General features: G+C 64.4%; 14 protein-coding genes. 6 read left to right on the top strand and 8 right to left on the bottom strand.

Going from position 1 to position 14,993, the window contains the following annotated elements:
* Positions 1–52: 52 nt before the first annotated feature.
* The 4 genes from BLT09_RS23560 to BLT09_RS23545 are packed head-to-tail and all read right to left on the bottom strand — an operon-like array spanning position 53 to position 4,956.
* Positions 53–1,528 carry an aldehyde dehydrogenase gene (locus BLT09_RS23560; protein WP_091597337.1) on the bottom strand — a complete coding sequence of 492 codons (1,476 nt, stop codon included), beginning with the start codon at positions 1,526–1,528 and terminating at the stop codon, positions 53–55.
* Positions 1,525–2,577 carry an LLM class flavin-dependent oxidoreductase gene (locus BLT09_RS23555; RefSeq protein ID WP_091597334.1) on the bottom strand — a complete coding sequence of 351 codons (1,053 nt, stop codon included), beginning with the start codon at positions 2,575–2,577 and terminating at the stop codon, positions 1,525–1,527. The genes BLT09_RS23560 and BLT09_RS23555 overlap by 4 nt, the downstream gene beginning before the upstream one ends.
* On the bottom strand, positions 2,574–4,376 hold the full coding sequence (locus BLT09_RS23550; RefSeq protein WP_091597331.1) for an alpha/beta fold hydrolase: 1,803 nt from the start codon (positions 4,374–4,376) through the stop codon (positions 2,574–2,576). Before BLT09_RS23550 ends, BLT09_RS23555 begins: the two co-directional genes overlap by 4 nt.
* A complete protein-coding gene (locus tag BLT09_RS23545) occupies positions 4,369–4,956 on the bottom strand; it encodes an amino acid synthesis family protein (RefSeq protein WP_023800447.1) in 588 nt (195 codons plus the stop codon). Before BLT09_RS23545 ends, BLT09_RS23550 begins: the two co-directional genes overlap by 8 nt.
* A gap of 146 nt (positions 4,957–5,102) precedes the next feature.
* Here BLT09_RS23545 and BLT09_RS23540 point away from each other — a divergent pair, with 146 nt between their 5' ends.
* The 4 genes from BLT09_RS23540 (at position 5,103) to kce (ending at position 8,648) form a co-directional block, all read left to right on the top strand.
* Positions 5,103–5,774 (top strand): GntR family transcriptional regulator, encoded by a 672-nt coding sequence (locus BLT09_RS23540; RefSeq protein ID WP_091597522.1) that lies wholly within the window; start codon positions 5,103–5,105, stop codon positions 5,772–5,774.
* A gap of 149 nt (positions 5,775–5,923) precedes the next feature.
* Positions 5,924–6,730, top strand: a complete 807-nt coding sequence (locus tag BLT09_RS23535) for an SDR family oxidoreductase (RefSeq protein WP_091597328.1) — start codon at positions 5,924–5,926, stop codon at positions 6,728–6,730.
* A gap of 11 nt (positions 6,731–6,741) precedes the next feature.
* Positions 6,742–7,689 carry a 3-hydroxyacyl-CoA dehydrogenase gene (locus tag BLT09_RS23530; protein WP_091597326.1) on the top strand — a complete coding sequence of 316 codons (948 nt, stop codon included), beginning with the start codon at positions 6,742–6,744 and terminating at the stop codon, positions 7,687–7,689.
* Positions 7,686–8,648 carry a 3,5-dioxohexanoate:acetyl-CoA acetone transferase gene (gene kce, locus BLT09_RS23525; RefSeq protein WP_091597324.1) on the top strand — a complete coding sequence of 321 codons (963 nt, stop codon included), beginning with the start codon at positions 7,686–7,688 and terminating at the stop codon, positions 8,646–8,648. Before BLT09_RS23530 ends, kce begins: the two co-directional genes overlap by 4 nt.
* A gap of 69 nt (positions 8,649–8,717) precedes the next feature.
* Here kce and BLT09_RS34645 read toward each other — a convergent pair whose 3' ends face one another.
* Positions 8,718–8,909, bottom strand: a complete 192-nt coding sequence (locus BLT09_RS34645) for a hypothetical protein (protein ID WP_091597321.1) — start codon at positions 8,907–8,909, stop codon at positions 8,718–8,720.
* Between the two features lie 39 nt (positions 8,910–8,948).
* Between BLT09_RS34645 and BLT09_RS23515 the strand changes: the two genes are divergently transcribed.
* Together BLT09_RS23515 and BLT09_RS23510 are read left to right on the top strand one after the other, a co-directional pair.
* Positions 8,949–10,160 (top strand): acyl-CoA dehydrogenase family protein, encoded by a 1,212-nt coding sequence (locus BLT09_RS23515; RefSeq protein WP_091597318.1) that lies wholly within the window; start codon positions 8,949–8,951, stop codon positions 10,158–10,160.
* A 31-nt stretch (positions 10,161–10,191) separates the two neighbouring features.
* Positions 10,192–11,226 carry a phosphotransferase family protein gene (locus BLT09_RS23510; protein WP_167366515.1) on the top strand — a complete coding sequence of 345 codons (1,035 nt, stop codon included), beginning with the start codon at positions 10,192–10,194 and terminating at the stop codon, positions 11,224–11,226.
* Positions 11,227–11,253: 27 nt separating this feature from the next.
* Here the strand turns inward: BLT09_RS23510 and BLT09_RS23505 are convergent, their stop codons facing one another.
* The 3 genes from BLT09_RS23505 to BLT09_RS23495 are packed head-to-tail and all read right to left on the bottom strand — an operon-like array spanning position 11,254 to position 14,991.
* Complete coding sequence (locus BLT09_RS23505) at positions 11,254–11,751, bottom strand: aminomethyltransferase family protein (RefSeq protein ID WP_091597316.1); 498 nt, start codon at positions 11,749–11,751, stop codon at positions 11,254–11,256.
* Positions 11,744–14,698: a sarcosine oxidase subunit alpha family protein gene (locus BLT09_RS23500; protein ID WP_091597313.1), complete on the bottom strand. Its 2,955-nt coding sequence runs from the start codon at positions 14,696–14,698 to the stop codon at positions 11,744–11,746. Before BLT09_RS23500 ends, BLT09_RS23505 begins: the two co-directional genes overlap by 8 nt.
* Positions 14,695–14,991 carry a sarcosine oxidase subunit delta gene (locus BLT09_RS23495; RefSeq protein WP_091597310.1) on the bottom strand — a complete coding sequence of 99 codons (297 nt, stop codon included), beginning with the start codon at positions 14,989–14,991 and terminating at the stop codon, positions 14,695–14,697. The genes BLT09_RS23500 and BLT09_RS23495 overlap by 4 nt, the downstream gene beginning before the upstream one ends.
* Between the last annotated feature and the right edge of the window lie 2 nt (positions 14,992–14,993).

Below are 14,993 nucleotides of genomic sequence, written 5' to 3'. Positions count from 1 at the left end.
ATTCTCCTCTGTTGGTTGTCTGGTTCTTGTTTTTATGAATTGCGCGATTGCCTCATCGCATGACGAACGGGTCCGGGATCGGCTCGTCGGATATCCGTATCCAGACGGATTTCGAGCGCGTGTAATCGCGGATGGCGTCGAGCCCGCCCTCACGGCCGAGCCCCGACTGACCGTAGCCGCCGAACGGCACGAGCGGCGAAACCGCGCGGTACGTGTTGACCCAGACGACGCCGGCATGGATGTCGCGCGCCATGCGGTGCGCCTTGGCGAGATTGGTGGTGAACACGCCCGAAGCGAGGCCGAACGGTGTATCGTTGGCAAGCGCCAGGGCTTCGGCTTCCGTGTCGAAGGTGAGAACGCTGAGCACCGGACCGAACAATTCCTCGCGCACGCAGGGCAGCGCTGAATCCTCGGCATCGATGATGGTCGGTGCGTAGTAGAAGCCGTGCGGATGATTGTCGGGCCTTTTTCCGCCGGTGACCAGCGTCCCGCCATTGGCGAGGCTTGTCGCTACGATCGTCTCGATCCATTCCCGTTGGCGTGGCGTTGCCAATGGCCCCATTTCTGTGGCCGGGTCCTGCGGATCGCCTATCCTGATGGCCTCGGCCTTGTGCTTCAGCCTGTCGAGGAACTCGGCCTTTATCGAACGCTCGACAAGCAGCCGGGAGCCGGCGACGCAGCTTTGTCCAGACGCTGCGAAAATCCCGGCCACCACCGCGTTGGCCGCGCTGTCCAGGTCGGCGTCGGCGAAAACGACAACCGGGCTTTTCCCGCCCAGCTCCAGCGTCGTATAGGCGAGATTTTCCGCCGTGTTGCGGACGATAGCGCGAGCGGTCGAAGGTCCGCCGGTGAAGGCGACGCGTGAAACCAGCGGATGACTTGTCAGGCGCCGGCCGCAATCGTGTCCGAACCCGGTCAGTATGTTGACGCTTCCGGCGGGAAATCCGGCCTCATGAACGAGTTCGGCGAAGGCCAGCAGCGGCGCTGGACCATCCTCCGAGGCTTTCAGGACGACCGTGCAGCCGGCGGCCAGCGCCGGGCCGAGCTTGACGGCCGAAAGGAAGAGCTGCGAATTCCACGGCACGACGGCAGCGACGACGCCGATCGGCTCGCGTCGGATGGTGACGTCCATATCGGCCTTGTCGATCGGCACATGCGAGCCTTCATACTTGTCGGCAAGCCCGCCATAGTAGCGATAATAGTCGCCGACATAGGCGATCTGGGCGCGGGTCTCGCGGATGATCTTGCCGGTGTCGCGCGTTTCCAGTTCGGCCAGGCGGCCGGCATTGGCGACGACCAGGTCGCCGAGGCGCACCAGCAGCTTGCCGCGCGCCGTCGCCGTCAGCGAGGCCCACGCGGCCGAGTGCAGCGTCCGGTGCGCCGCCTCGACGGCGCGGTCGACATCGGCCTCGGTTGCGGCGGGCATCGTCGCCCAGGGCGCTCCGGTTGATGGATCGATGCTTTCGAAGATGGCTGTCGGCGTATCGAACGCCCCATCTATGAAGTTGCTGAAGGCCACAAGGGTCATTGCGGCCTCCCATGCCCGAAGGCCGGCATCACCTTGTCGATGAACAGCTGCAGCGACTTCTTCTTGCGCTCGTGCGGCAGACCGCTGTCGATCCAGATCGAGTACTGGTCATAGCCGAGCGCCTCATATGCCTTAAGCCGGGTGATCACCTCTTCGGCTTCGCCGATGACCAGGTTCTGTCGGATTTTGTCCGGCGCATATTGCGGCATGGCTGCGATCTCGTCGTCGGAGAGCGCTTCCAATATGCCTTGGCGAACCGGCTTCTTGTTCTGGAACCACGCGCCGAACTGGCAGTAGAACAGCGACAGGTCCCTCGTCAGTTGCTCCGCATCGGCGGCGTCTTCGGCAACGAATGTGTGCATCAGCAGCATGATCTCGGGGCGGGCCATGTCGGGATGCGCCGCGCACGCCGCGTTGAAGCGCTCCATCAGGCTGCTTACCTCGTCGTCGCCGGAGGCGAGCGGCGTCACCTGGACGTTGCAGCCGTTGGAGACGGCGAAGTCGTGCGAGTTCGGATCGCGCGCCGCCACCCAGATCGGCGGGTGCGGCTTTTGCACCGGCTTGGGCGACGAGGTGGTCGAGGGAAACGACCAGAATTCGCCGGACATCTCGAAATCGCCTTCCCAGAGACCCTTGATGGCCGGGATGATCTCGCGCATGCGCTGGCCCGCGCCCCAGGCGTCGAGCCCAGGGAACAGGCGTTGGTACTCGTAGCTGTAGGCGCCGCGGGCGATGCCGATGTCGAGCCGGCCGCCGGTGACGACATCGGTCATGGCTGCCTCGCCGGCGAGCTTGATCGGATGCCAGAACGGCGCGATGACGGTTCCTGTGCCGAGCCGGATGCGCTTCGTCCTGGCGCCGAGATAGGCGATGTTGATGAACGGGTTTGGCGAGATGGTGAACTCCATGCCGTGGTGTTCGCCGATCCACGCCGTCTCGAAGCCTGCCGCCTCGGCCATCACGACCAGTTCCTCAAGCTCATCGATGAGGTCGGCATGCGGCTTTGCCGGGTCCGAGCGTTCCATATGGACGAAGAGCGAGAACTTCATATCTGTTGACCCGGACTGGAAGTGTTCATGGCTGCCGGCTTGGCGAGCGGACGGACTTCACCTTCGACCGCGTTGCCGACATAGACGCCAAACGCATCCTCCCGACATTCGCGAACATAGCGGGCGAGCATCGAGCGCACGGCAGCATCGGCGATCTTCAGTCCGGCAATCCTGTCGATGTCGACGAGCCGGACCTGGCGATCGCTGGAGTGGGGCGCGGCTACCGTGCCGCGGTAGTAGACATGCGTTCGCGTCGCGGCGTCGTCCCAGACCGCAAACAGGAATCCGAGATGAGCCTCGATGGCTTTCGCAGCGAGGCGTCCCCTAAGGCTTCGCGTGTCGCCGGGTGCCCCGAGCCCTCGGCCCGCCGGCAGTTCGAAAAAGCCGTCGGCGGTTTCGAGGAACAGCACGCGGCCTTCGTCTTCGAGGATGGCGCCGACCTCCATGTCGGGCGGCGCGGCCGCCAGTGCTTCCTGGCTGAGGCCGGGCGAGACGTAGGCGCCACGGCAATAGCCGAGGGGCTGCGATGAATTGTGGGAGAATTCGCGAACGCGGCCGATGAGGATCGAATGGTCGCCGGCGTCGACCAATTGCTCCATGTCACAGTCGAACGTCGCCACCGATCCAGCGAGCAGCGGGCTGCCGGTCGGGCCGAAGCGCCACTCGACAGCCGAGAACTTGTCCTGCGATTTCGAAGCGAAGACGCCGGACGCGGCTCGCTGTTCCTCCGAGAGCACGTTGACGGCAAAGCATTTCGAGGTCGAAAACACCGGATGACCCAGCGCTTTCTTGGCGATGCAGACCAGCACAAGCGGCGGATCGAGCGAAACGGATGTAAACGAATTGGCGGTGAAGCCTCGAGGCTCTCCTTCCGGCCCGATCGCGGTGACGATTGTAACGCCGGTCAGGAAGGAACCGAGCGCCCGCCTGAATTCGCCCGGGTCGAAGGCTGTGTCCATTGCCGGTCGCGCCGATGTGCTTGCGCCGTCGTTGTTCTCGAGAAAATCGACAATGCGCCGTGTGACCACGTCAGGCGAGGCTACGGCCATCATATGTCGTTCGCCCCCCAGAACGACGCAGCGACCGCGCGGCGCGAGGCGTGCCATCGCCGCCGACATCGCAGGCGAGGAATTCCTGTCCTGCGAGCCGGTCATGAACAGGGCCGGCATTGCGAGACCGGAAAGACGATCGCCATGCGCCGCATCGGCATGGGCGAAAAGTCGATAGGTGCGCGCATAGCCCTCGGAGTTGACGCTTTGCAGTGCCACGCGCGTCATCCTTGCCGCCTCGGCCAGGCTGTCGGGGACCGGGTTGCCGAACCAGCGCGCGATCGTTGCGTCCGTCCCCGACGGGTTTTCCGCGCCATTCAGTTCGGCGGCGCGCTCGCGCACTGCCTGCGCAAGCTCCGCCGGGCGGCGAAAAACCGCATTGAGCGAGACGAGGCTACGAACCCGTTCGGGTGCATTAAGAGCGATTTCCTGCCCGACCAGCGCCCCCATTGAATGGCCAACGATCGAGACGGCATCCAGGCCAAGGTGATCGAGAAGCCGAATTGCCTGTCCGGCATAATCGGCAAGGCTGGCGTCCTCGGGCGGCAACGGCGACTGGCCGTGTCCCAGGATGTCGATTGCGATCACATCCCATCTGTTTTTCATCAGCCCGATCTGGGGTGCCCAGATCGCCGCGTTCATGCCGACACCGTGGATGAGAAGGACCGGCGCGCCGGATCCGGCACGGATGAAACCGGTGCCGTCAGGCGCCGTTCCGCGATGCCAGCCACGGTCCGTCAGCTCAGCCATGCAGGTCGCCGACCTCCTTGAGATCCTGGTAGCGGTCGCCGATGCGATGATGCGGTCGTCCGCCGATCGAGGCGCCAAGCGCCACCACCAACTCGTCCGGCGCCGGCGCGTCGCCGATCTGGAAGTGCACCGTCAGGTAGTGCGAACGTCGGCCTTCATCGTTCTTGTCCATGAGTGGGATCATGATCGGCGTGTTCGGCCCGCCGCGCAGGTTGGTGAAGGCAAGATAGGTCTTGGCGCCGACTGCACGCCGATAGTGGTTGCCGAAATGCAGCGTGTGGATGAGCGCCGAGGCATGCTCGATCTCGCCTGATGTGCCGCAGATTGCGGCCTTGCCGTAGCCTTCGATCGCTTCGCCGGATCCGGCAACTGCGAGGATTTCATGGGTCAGCATCTCCCCCAGAACCGGCGCATAGGCGCGGATCTCGGGCGAAAGGTCCTCGGTGAAACCGCGCCCGGCCCAGGGGTTGTCGAGCACCGCCGCCACGCCGATCAGGCGCAGCGGCCGGGGGGCCGCCTTGCCGCCTTCGATTAGCGTGTTCTCGACATGGGTGACGATCTTTCGAATGGCCGGCTTCATCGAATCCTCGGTGTCGGGTCGGCTGAGGCATCCGGAAAAGTTCCGCTTTTGCCTAGCCGTCTTATGGTATACCATACTATTGAAGACCAAATCCCTTGTCAACGGATCGTCGAATCTGTTTCTTGCGGATGCTGGGAGTATATGAATTGGCCGACGACACACTGAGGATCGAACGATCCGCCAAGACGCTGAGAACGCTGGCGCTGGAGCGCATGCGCGACGCGATCATGGGGTTTCACTTCCAGCCTGGCGAACGGTTGGTCGAGCGGCCGCTTTGCGACCAGCTCGGCGTCAGTCGCTCGGTGGTGCGCGAGGTCCTGCGGCAGTTGGAGACCGAGGGCCTCGTCCAGATGATACCTGGCCATGGACCCGCGGTGGCCAGGCCGGATCTCAGCCGCACCGACGAGATTTATGAACTGCGCGCTCTGATGGAGGGCATCGCGGCGCGCGCCTGCGCGCTGACGGCGACTGAGGGCCAGATCGCCGCGCTTGAGCGCGCGTTCGATGTGCTGCTCAAGGCGTGGGCATCAGCCAATCCGATCGAGGTGATGCGGGCGACCACAAAATTCTACGAGGTGCTTTTCGATGCCGCCGACAAGCGCATCGCCTGGGAGATCGTCCAGGGTCTGAACGTCCGCATCAACCAGCTGCGTTCCATGACCATCGCTTCGGAGAATCGCCGCGATGCCGCAATTGCCGAAATGACCGACATTATGAACGCGATCAAGTCGCGCAACGGCGATGCCGCCGAAGCCGCGGCCCGGCGGCATGTGGAGCAGGCCTGGCGAATTGCGCAACAGACCCTTCGCAACAGCTGAAGCAGAAATTTCACATTACGGAATCGTCCGTCGCCTCGCAGAGGGCAGCGCTTTCGTCACAATTTCAGGGGCAATATTGTACGGCTTGGCCGTTCTGGGCGCTGTCATGGCGCTGCGCGAACGGCGGCTGCAATGAGAAGGGATACACGATGAGCAAAGCGGCGCCGACATCGGCGGATGATTTTCTGACCGGGCTGAAGGGGCAGCGCGTGCTGGTGACGGCAGGCGCCGGCGGCATCGGCCTGGCCATTGCAGAAATGCTGTCGCGGCTCGGCGCGCGCATCGTCGTTTGCGACGTCTCCGACGAGGCGCTGGCCGCCGCTCCGGACAGGATCGCCCTGGTCGCCGCGGTCAAGGCCGATGTCTCGCGCGACGACGACGTCGACCGGCTGTTCGAGACGGTGAAGGAAAAGCTCGGCGGCCTCGACGCGCTGATCAACAATGCCGGCATCGCCGGGCCGACCGGCGGCGTCGACGAAATCGATCCGGCGGAGTGGCGGCGCTGCATCGACATCTGCCTGACCGGCCAGTTCCTCTGCGCCAGGCGTGCCGTGCCGCTGATCAAGGCGGCGGGCGGCGGCTCGATCGTCTCGATGTCGTCCGCCGCCGGCCGCCATGGCTACGCTTTCCGCACCCCCTATTCGGCGGCCAAGTTCGGCGTCATCGGTTTCACGCAAAGCCTTGCCAAGGAACTCGGACCGCACGGCATCAGGGTCAACGCCATCCTGCCCGGCATCATCGAGGGACCACGCATCGACAAGGTTATCGCCGACCGGGCCAGACAGCTCGGTGTGTCGAACGAGGAGATGACGGAGCGCTATCTCCACAACATCTCGCTGCGCCGCATGACCAGCCCCTATGACGTCGCCGCGATGGTCGCTTTCCTGTTGTCCGATGCGGCGATCAACATCTCCGGCCAGTCGCTCGGCGTCGACGGCAATGTCGAAACCCTTTGAGGAGCCCGACCATGGTGAAAGTAGCGATTGTAGGCAGCGGGTTCATCGGGCGGGCCTGGGCGATCAGTTTTGCCCGCGCCGGCCACGATGTGCGGATGTGGGATCAGTCGCCGGCCGCGACCGAAGGTGCGCACGATTACATCGCCGGCGTGCTCGGCGACATCGCTGAGAACGATCTGCTGCGGGGACAGGCAATCGACGTCGTGCTTGGTCGCATTGCCGTCGTTGCGGAACTCGAAGAAGCGCTGGCCGATGCGGTCCATATCCAGGAGAACACGCCGGAAAACCTGGATGTGAAGCGCGAGGTGTTCTCTCGGATCGATGCAATTGCCGCTCCGCAAGCGGTGATCGCCAGTTCCACCTCGGCGTTGCTGCCGTCGAAATTCACCGACCATCTGCAAGGGCGGCACCGCTGCCTGGTCGTGCATCCGATCAATCCGCCCTACCTCATACCGGCCGCGGAAGTCGTGCCGGCGCCATGGACGTCTTCCGAAACAATCGAAAGGACCCGCGCCTTCCTCGTCGATGCGGGCCACGCGCCGCTGGTGATGGAGCACGAGCTCGACGGCTTCATCATGAACCGCCTGCAGGGCGCGCTGCTGGAGGAGGCTTTTCGACTTGTCGCCGACGGCTATGCCAGCGTCGAGGATGTCGATATCGGCATTCGCGACGGGCTGGCGCTGCGCTGGTCGTTCATGGGTCCGTTCGAAACGATCGATCTTAATGCGCCGGGCGGTGTACGCGACTATGTCGAGCGTTATCAATCGATCTATGCCAACATTTTTCCGCAGATGCTGCGCCGCATCGACTGGGCCGGCGAAGTCATCGAGACGGTGGAGGCCGACCGCCGCAAGCGGCTGCCGCGGGAAGAACTCGGCGAACGGCAGGTTTGGCGCGACCGCCGGCTGATGGCGCTGGCCGCGCACAAGAAAAAATCGGATCAGGAGTTTGGAAGATGACGGAAACAAGCCGCAAGCCCGGTGCTACGCAGACCAGGGGCAAAATTATCATCACCTGTGCGGTGACCGGGGCGATCCATACACCGACCATGTCGCCCTATCTGCCGATCACGCCGGACCAGATCGCGTCCGAGGCGATCGCGGCGGCGGAGGCAGGTGCGGCGATCCTGCACCTGCATGCCCGCGACCCCGAGACCGGCAAGCCCGACCAGACGCCGGCGGCCTTCGCCCGCTTCCTGCCGCGCATCAAGCAGGCCACCAATGCCGCCATCAATATCACCACTGGCGGCAGTCCCTACATGAAGGTCGAGGAACGCGTGCGCCCGGCCGCCGAGTTCAAGCCAGAGGTCGCCTCGCTCAACATGGGCTCGATCAATTTCGGGCTCTATCACCTCGTCGACAAATACGAGACTTTCAAGTTCGACTGGGAAAAGCCGCATCTGGAAGCGACGCGTGACCTGGTCTTCCGCAACTCGTTCAAGGACATCGAATACATCCTTGCGACCTGCTACGACAACGGCACGCGCTTCGAGTTCGAGTGCTACGACATCGCCCATCTCTACAATCTCTCGCACTTCGCCGATCGCGGGCTGGTCAAGCCGCCGTTCTTCGTGCAGTCGGTGTTCGGTCTGCTTGGCGGCATCGGCACGCACCCCGAAGACGTCGCCCATATGAAGCGCACCGCCGACCGGCTGTTCGGCGACCAGTTCCGCTGGTCGGTGCTCGGTGCCGGCGCCAGCCAGTTGCGCATCGCGGCGCAGTCGGCAGCGCTTGGCGGCAACATCCGCGTCGGGCTCGAAGACAGTCTGTGGGCCGGCAAGGGCAAGCTTGCCAAATCGAACACCGAGCAGGTGGTGCTTGCCCGCAAGATCATCGAGGGCCTCGGCATGGAAGTGGCGACGCCCGACGAGGCGCGCGAGATCCTGTCACTGAAGGGCGGCGACAAGGTCGCGTTCTGAGGCGGCTCGCCTATCGCCGCACGGTGCCAACAGAGGAGGACGGCATGAAGATCGAAGTCGTGGTGGTCGTTACCGCGCCTCCCCGGCGATGGCGTCCTGCGCGGCAGCCTGTTCGCGATAACCGGACTTGGCATCAAGGGCGTGGCGGAGCCACGCTTCGCCGGATGACGGCGGCTGCAAAAGGCGATAGAGGCGAATAGGGAAAACGAGCGCTCGCTCGATTTCAGGTATGGACCCGATGCTTTCGGCGATCTCGTCCATCGATGGTGGCCACCTCGTTTCATCGCTGGGAGTTTGTCCATGAATTTCGACATTCCCGCCCGCACCGAAGATTACCGCGTCCGCATTGCCGACTTCGTCGAGCGTGAGATCCTGCCGCTCGAGGCCGACAAGACGTCCTATGACGCACATGGAAATATCGCCTTGCCGCTGCTGGAGACGCTTCGCGCCAAGGCGCGTATGGCGGGCCTGTGGTGCCTGCAGCTCAAGCCCGAATCCGGCGGCGCCGGTCTCGGCAAGATGGATATTGCGGTTTGCTATGAGGAGATGAACCGGTCGATCTTCGGACCCGTGGTGTTCAATTCGGCAGCGCCCGATGATGGCAACATGATGGTGCTCGAGGCGCTCGGCACGCCGGCGCAGCAGGAAAAATGGCTGAAGCCGATCGTCGAGGGCCAGGTACGCTCGGCCTTTGCCATGACCGAACCGCATCCCGGCGGCGGCTCGGACCCTTCGATGATCATGACGCGTGCGGAGCGGCGCGGCGACAAATACGTGGTGACCGGCCGCAAATGGTTCATCACCGGCGCGGAGGAGGCCAGCCATTTCATCCTGATCGCGCGAACCTCGGACGACCCGCGCCACGGTCTGTCGGCCCTGATGTTCCACAAGGACCAGCCGGGCTGGCATATCATTCGCCGCATCGAGATCATGGGCCCGGAGGAGCATGGCGGGCATTGCGAGCTGGAATTCGAGGGGCTCGAAATCCCTGTCGAAGACATGCTGGTTGGCGAGGGCAGGGGCATGAAGGTGACGCAGGTGCGGCTCGGCCCGGCGCGGCTTACCCACTGCATGCGCTGGCTTGGATTGTCCAAGCGCTGCGTTGAGATCGCGCGCGCCTACGCTGCCGAGCGCCATGGTTTCGGCCAGCGCCTCGCCGACCGCGAAAGCGTCCAGCTGAAGCTCGGCGATCTTGCCATGCGCATCGAGATCGGCCGTCTGCTGGTGATGAAGGCTGCGTGGGAACTGGACCGCGGCGGCTTTGCCCGCAAGGATGTGTCGATGGCCAAGGTCCAGGTCGCCAATGTGCTGCATGACGCGGCCGATGTGGCGATCCAGATCAACGGCGCGCGGGGCTATTCCAAGGACACGGTGCTCGAATGGATCTACCGCTATGCGCGCCAGGCGCGGCTGGTCGACGGCGCCGATGAGGTCCACAAGATGGTGCTGAACCGTTTCCTCAACGAAGAGGAGAAGGGTTTTTGGCGCTGGACCGTCGAAGACGAGGCATAGCGGACGCGGGGTGGCGTCTCAGGAGGAAAAGATGCCGTTGAATGCGGACTTCGATCCTGCGGCATTGAAGGGCTTTCTCGCGAACCGCTTCGGCGATGCCGCAATGACGCTCGAGCGGATCGGCGGCGGGCAGTCCAACCCGACCTACTTCGTCGACTATGGTGCGCATCGCATGGTGCTGCGCAAGAAACCGGCCGGGCCGATCCTGCGCGGGGCGCATGCCGTCGACCGCGAGTTCCGCGTGCTTGAAGCGCTCGCAGCGACCAACGTGCCGGTGCCGCGGCCGGTGCTCTATAACGCCGGCGCCGAGCCGCTCGGCACGCCGTTCTACCTGATGGAGCGGCTGGATGGTCGCGTCTTCCACGACTGTTCGCTGCCTGGCCTTGTTCCCGCGGAGCGACGCGCCATCTATTTCGGCATGGCCGAAGCGATGGCCAAACTGCATGCTGTCCGTCCCGACGAGGTCGGTCTCGGCGATTACGGCCGGCCCGGCAACTATTTCGAGCGCCAGATCGGCCGCTGGACCCGGCAGTTGAGGGAATCGCCGAGCGACGGAATTCCGGCACTCGATGCGGTCGCCGACTGGTTGCCGCAGCATCTGCCTGCGGATGATGGACGCGTGTCGATCGCCCATGGCGACTTCCGCCTCGGAAATCTGCTGTTCCATTCCGGCAAGCCGGAGGTGATCGGCATTCTCGATTGGGAGCTGTCGACGATCGGCCATCCGCTCGCCGATCTCGGCTTTTGTTCGATGACCTGGCATTCGACCCCGGACGAATATGGCGGCATCCTCGGCCTCGATCATGCCGCCCTCGGTATCCCCAGCCAGCGCGAATTCCTCGACCATTATTTCGCCCATGCCGTGCCCACTGCGCCCCTGCAACGCTTCCACCTGGTTTTTTCGCTGTTCCGTTTCGCGGTGATCTTTGTCGGCATCGCCGACCGGGCGCGGGCAGGCAGCGCGGCGTCGGCCGATGCGGCCGGCAAGTGGCCGCTCGCCGGTCGCTTTGCCGCGCGTGCTCAAGAGATCATCCAAGGAGCGAGACCGTGGAGTGGCTCCTCCTGAGGGGAGCGTTCGCGCCTGGTCCTTTCCCTACCCCGCAGCGTCAGCAATCCAGTCGGAGAGGCTTTGCGAAAAACTTCGCGGCACGATGAGTTCGCACGCGGTCTCGCCGCTGCGCAGGAACAGCACGGGCACATGGTGCAAGGATGTCAGCACGGCGCGGCCCGGGGCGGCCGCCGGCGCGCACCAGTCGACGGCGATGCATCTGGAGAGCACTCCTGCGATGTCCGCCCCGGCCATTCTGAAACGCACGCGACCCTCGCCGAGAGAAACCGAACAGCCGAGATCCGGATCGACGGCAAGCGAAGATGCTTGCGCGCCGTCGTCGAGAGCCAGCCACAAGCGGCGAGGCGCGACGCGGATGACGAGAAAACCTTTGTGACGGACCGTCTCTCCGACCGAGGCGGGAAGTTTCGTGCCGAGCGACGCCGAGAGGCTCGATTCGAATTGCGCCAGCGTGCCGTCCCAGCCCTCGATCTGGATGAGTGGGCAATCGACCACGGACAGGCTGAAATCCGGGCTAGCCATGCAGTCGTTCCCCCTGCGGATCGAGGAATACCGGCGAGACGATTCGGGCACGGACCGTTTCGGCCTTCATCGGATAGACGGCCACGACCTCGCTTCCTTCGCTGGCGACATCGCCGGAAAGCAAGGCCAGCCCGACATGGTGGCCGCGTTCGGGGCTGAAGGTGACGGAGGTGACGCGGCCGCGCCCGTGGCCGTAAGGTTTCTCGCCCGGCAGGAACAGGATGGCGCCACCGCGAAGGCGTTTTCCCTCTTCGATGCATTCCAGTCCGACCAGGCGCTGGCGGTCGGGCGCCTGGAAGGCGGGGCGCCGTCGCAGCACGTCGCCGACGAAGCCGGAACGCTTGCCCGCCAAGCGGCCGAGGCCAAGATCGTCGAGCGTCGTGCGCCCATCGATTTCAGGTCCGGCGACATGGCCCTTTTCGACGCGCAGCGCGCCGAGCGCCTCGACGCCGTAAGGCTTCAAGTCGAGCGGCCTGCCTGCTTCGAGCAGGCGGCTCCAAAGCTGTTCACCGGCAGTTGCGCCGACATAGATTTCGTAGGCGCGCTCGCCGGAATAACTGAGACGCAGGATGCGGAGCGCACGGCCCTGCCATTCGCTCTCGAGCAATCCCATATGCGCAAGTGCTGCGTCGGAAACATCGAGAGCGGGAAACGCCGCATTCAGAATTGCGCGGCTTTTCGGTCCGGCAACCGACATCGCCGCCCATTCATCGCTCACCGAGGTCACGGCTACGCGCAAATCCGGCCAGGCCGTATCGAGCAGGAATTCGAGACGCGACAGCACGTCGGCGGCCTTGGCGGTCGAGGTGGTCATGAAGAACCGGTTCTCGCCCAGCCGCGTCGTGGTGCCGTCGTCTAAGACGATGCCGTCGTCGCGCAGCATGACGCCGTAGCGCGCACGGCCGACCGGCAGTTTGGCAAAGCCGTTGGCGTAGATGCGATCGAGGAAAATCGCGGCATCCGGGCCCTGGACGTCGATCTTGCCGAGAGTGGAGATGTCCATCAGGCCAGCGGCCTGGCGCACACTCCGCATTTCGGCGACATACGCTTCGTTCACGTCGAGCCCGGATTGCCTGTAGAAATAGGGCCGCATCCAGAGCCCGACCTCCAGCATCTCGGCGCCGTTCGCCATGTGCCAGTCGTGCATCGGCGTGCGGCGGATCGGCTTGAAATGATGGCCGATGGCGCGTCCGGCAAGCGCGCCGATGGCGACCGGCGTATAGGGCGGTCGAAAGGTCGTGGCGCCGGTCTCGGGGATGGTTGCATTGCGTAAGGCCGCCATCGAGGCAAGCGCTGCAAAATTGCTGGTCTTGCCCTGATCGGTGCCCATGCCGAGCGTGGTGTAGCGCTTCAGGTGCTCGACCGATTCGTAGCCCTCGCGATAGGCGAGTTCGATATCCCCGGTCGTCACGTCCATCTGGAAATCGACGAAGGCCTTTCCACGGCCGAGAGAAGGGATTTCGCGAAACGGGGCCGTGGCGGTCTCGCCAAGATCGAGTTTTGACGGAGCGGGCACCGGCGCCGACTTGCCGCAGAACGATGCCGCCTCGGTGCCGGCGCGATGACCGTCCTCGATGACATCGGCGGTCGAAAAAATTCCCATCATCGAGCCGGCGCCGAACCGGTCCGCCGGAAACGCGCCCGGCACGAAGCCGCCAATGTCGTCGCGATATTGAGGTTTGACGCCCAGGTGCGAGGTGAGATGCACGGTCGGCGACCAGCCGCCGGACACGCAGACCAGGTCGCAGGTGGCCTCGGACTGGCCGTCCGCTTCGTTGAGCGTTGCACGCCTGACGGCATGGCCGCCGTTAAGGTCGACGATGCGCGTTGCGGCCCGCACCACCACGCCGAGCCGTCCGGCTTCTGCGGCAAGCGCTGTGGACGGCGCTGCACGCAGATCGGCAACCGTCACCTCTGCGCCGGCACCGGCAAGGTCGAACGCGGCGCGCCAGGCGCTGTCATTACCGGTGGCGACGACTATTTTCTTGCCGGGCAGGACGGCGAAACGGTTGAGGTAGGTCCGGGCGGCCGAGGCAAGCATGACGCCGGGTCGGTCGTTGTTGGAGAATATCATTGGCCGCTCAATGGCGCCGGTGGCGAAAACGATCGAGCGGGCGCGAAGCATCGTGAATGTCTGCAGCACTTCGCCGGCCGGCCGCGGATTGGCTGGGTCGCGTTGCCCGACCAGTCCGATGACATTGCCGTCATAGCTGCCGAAAGCGGTTGTCCGCTTCATCAGGGTGACGGTTTCGGAGCTCTCCAGCTCGGCCTCGGCCTGTCTCAACCATTTGGCCGCTGCGCTGTCGGACGGTTCCGCCAGAAGCTGGCCGCCGAGCAGGAAATCCTGTTCGATCAGCGCCACCCGCGCGCCGGCCGCTGCGGCAGCACGCGCCGCCGACAATCCTGCAGGGCCGCCGCCGATGATGGCGACATCGGCAAAGGCATGACTGATGTCGTAGCGGTCTGAGTCGGGATCGGTGCCGGCTCTGCCAAGCCCGGCCGCCTTGCGAATGAAGTGCTCGTAGAACATCCAGGCGCGGCGCGTCGGGCCCATGAAGGTCTTGTAGTAGAAGCCGGCCGAAAGGAACGGCGCCAACAGGCCGTTGACGCTTTGCACGTCAAACGTAAGCGACGGCCAGCGGTTCTGGCTCTCCGCGACTAGGCCGTCTTGGAGTTCCAGCGTCGTCGCCGGCAGGTTCGGCTGGCGCCTGCCTGCGGTTGCGAGCGTAACCAGCGCATTCGGTTCCTCGGGTCCGGCGGAAAAAATGCCGCGCGGACGATGATACTTGAAGCTGCGCCCGACCAGGGTGACGCCGTTGGCGAGCAGCGCGGAGGCAAGCGTGTCGCCGCGATATCCGATCAGGCTCCGGCCGTCGAAGGTAAACTCGACCGGCTGCTCGCGGTCGATGCGGCCACCCATCGACAGCCGCTTGTGGTTCGAGCTCATGCCGGTGACTTCCTGGCCAGCGATTTACTGTGGGGCGATTTCCTGGCCAGCTCGACCGATGCGATGGCGTGGTTGCGCGTGTCGCGCTCGACCACCAGCCATTGGCGGCAGCCGATCACGTGCTGCCAGAATTCGCGATGCAGGCCAGCCGGATTTGCCCTGATAAAAACGTAACGGTACCAGGCCTCGGGATCTGGATCGTCGTGCGCCGGGCGCGTGACGGAAGCATCGCCACCGTAGCGGAACTCGTCATGGTCGCGCGGACCGCAACAGGGGCATTCGATGGGCAGCATTG

Origin of the sequence: Mesorhizobium muleiense (assembly GCF_900099905.1) — a bacterium.
GTDB classification, from domain to species: domain Bacteria; phylum Pseudomonadota; class Alphaproteobacteria; order Rhizobiales; family Rhizobiaceae; genus Mesorhizobium; species Mesorhizobium muleiense.
This window is presented reverse-complemented; position numbering and strand designations above follow the sequence as displayed.

Coding starts and splice junctions, on each gene's coding strand:
- BLT09_RS23555 (WP_091597334.1), bottom strand. CDS start 2,577: ATGAAGTTCTCGCTCTTCGTCCATATGGAACGCTCGGACCCGGCAAAG.
- BLT09_RS23545 (WP_023800447.1), bottom strand. CDS start 4,956: ATGAAGCCGGCCATTCGAAAGATCGTCACCCATGTCGAGAACACGCTA.
- BLT09_RS23495 (WP_091597310.1), bottom strand. CDS start 14,991: ATGCTGCCCATCGAATGCCCCTGTTGCGGTCCGCGCGACCATGACGAG.
- BLT09_RS34645 (WP_091597321.1), bottom strand. CDS start 8,909: ATGGACGAGATCGCCGAAAGCATCGGGTCCATACCTGAAATCGAGCGA.
- BLT09_RS23560 (WP_091597337.1), bottom strand. CDS start 1,528: ATGACCCTTGTGGCCTTCAGCAACTTCATAGATGGGGCGTTCGATACG.
- BLT09_RS23535 (WP_091597328.1), top strand. CDS start 5,924: ATGAGCAAAGCGGCGCCGACATCGGCGGATGATTTTCTGACCGGGCTG.
- BLT09_RS23505 (WP_091597316.1), bottom strand. CDS start 11,751: ATGGCTAGCCCGGATTTCAGCCTGTCCGTGGTCGATTGCCCACTCATC.
- BLT09_RS23515 (WP_091597318.1), top strand. CDS start 8,949: ATGAATTTCGACATTCCCGCCCGCACCGAAGATTACCGCGTCCGCATT.
- BLT09_RS23510 (WP_167366515.1), top strand. CDS start 10,192: ATGCCGTTGAATGCGGACTTCGATCCTGCGGCATTGAAGGGCTTTCTC.
- BLT09_RS23530 (WP_091597326.1), top strand. CDS start 6,742: ATGGTGAAAGTAGCGATTGTAGGCAGCGGGTTCATCGGGCGGGCCTGG.
- BLT09_RS23550 (WP_091597331.1), bottom strand. CDS start 4,376: ATGGCTGAGCTGACGGACCGTGGCTGGCATCGCGGAACGGCGCCTGAC.
- kce (WP_091597324.1), top strand. CDS start 7,686: ATGACGGAAACAAGCCGCAAGCCCGGTGCTACGCAGACCAGGGGCAAA.
- BLT09_RS23500 (WP_091597313.1), bottom strand. CDS start 14,698: ATGAGCTCGAACCACAAGCGGCTGTCGATGGGTGGCCGCATCGACCGC.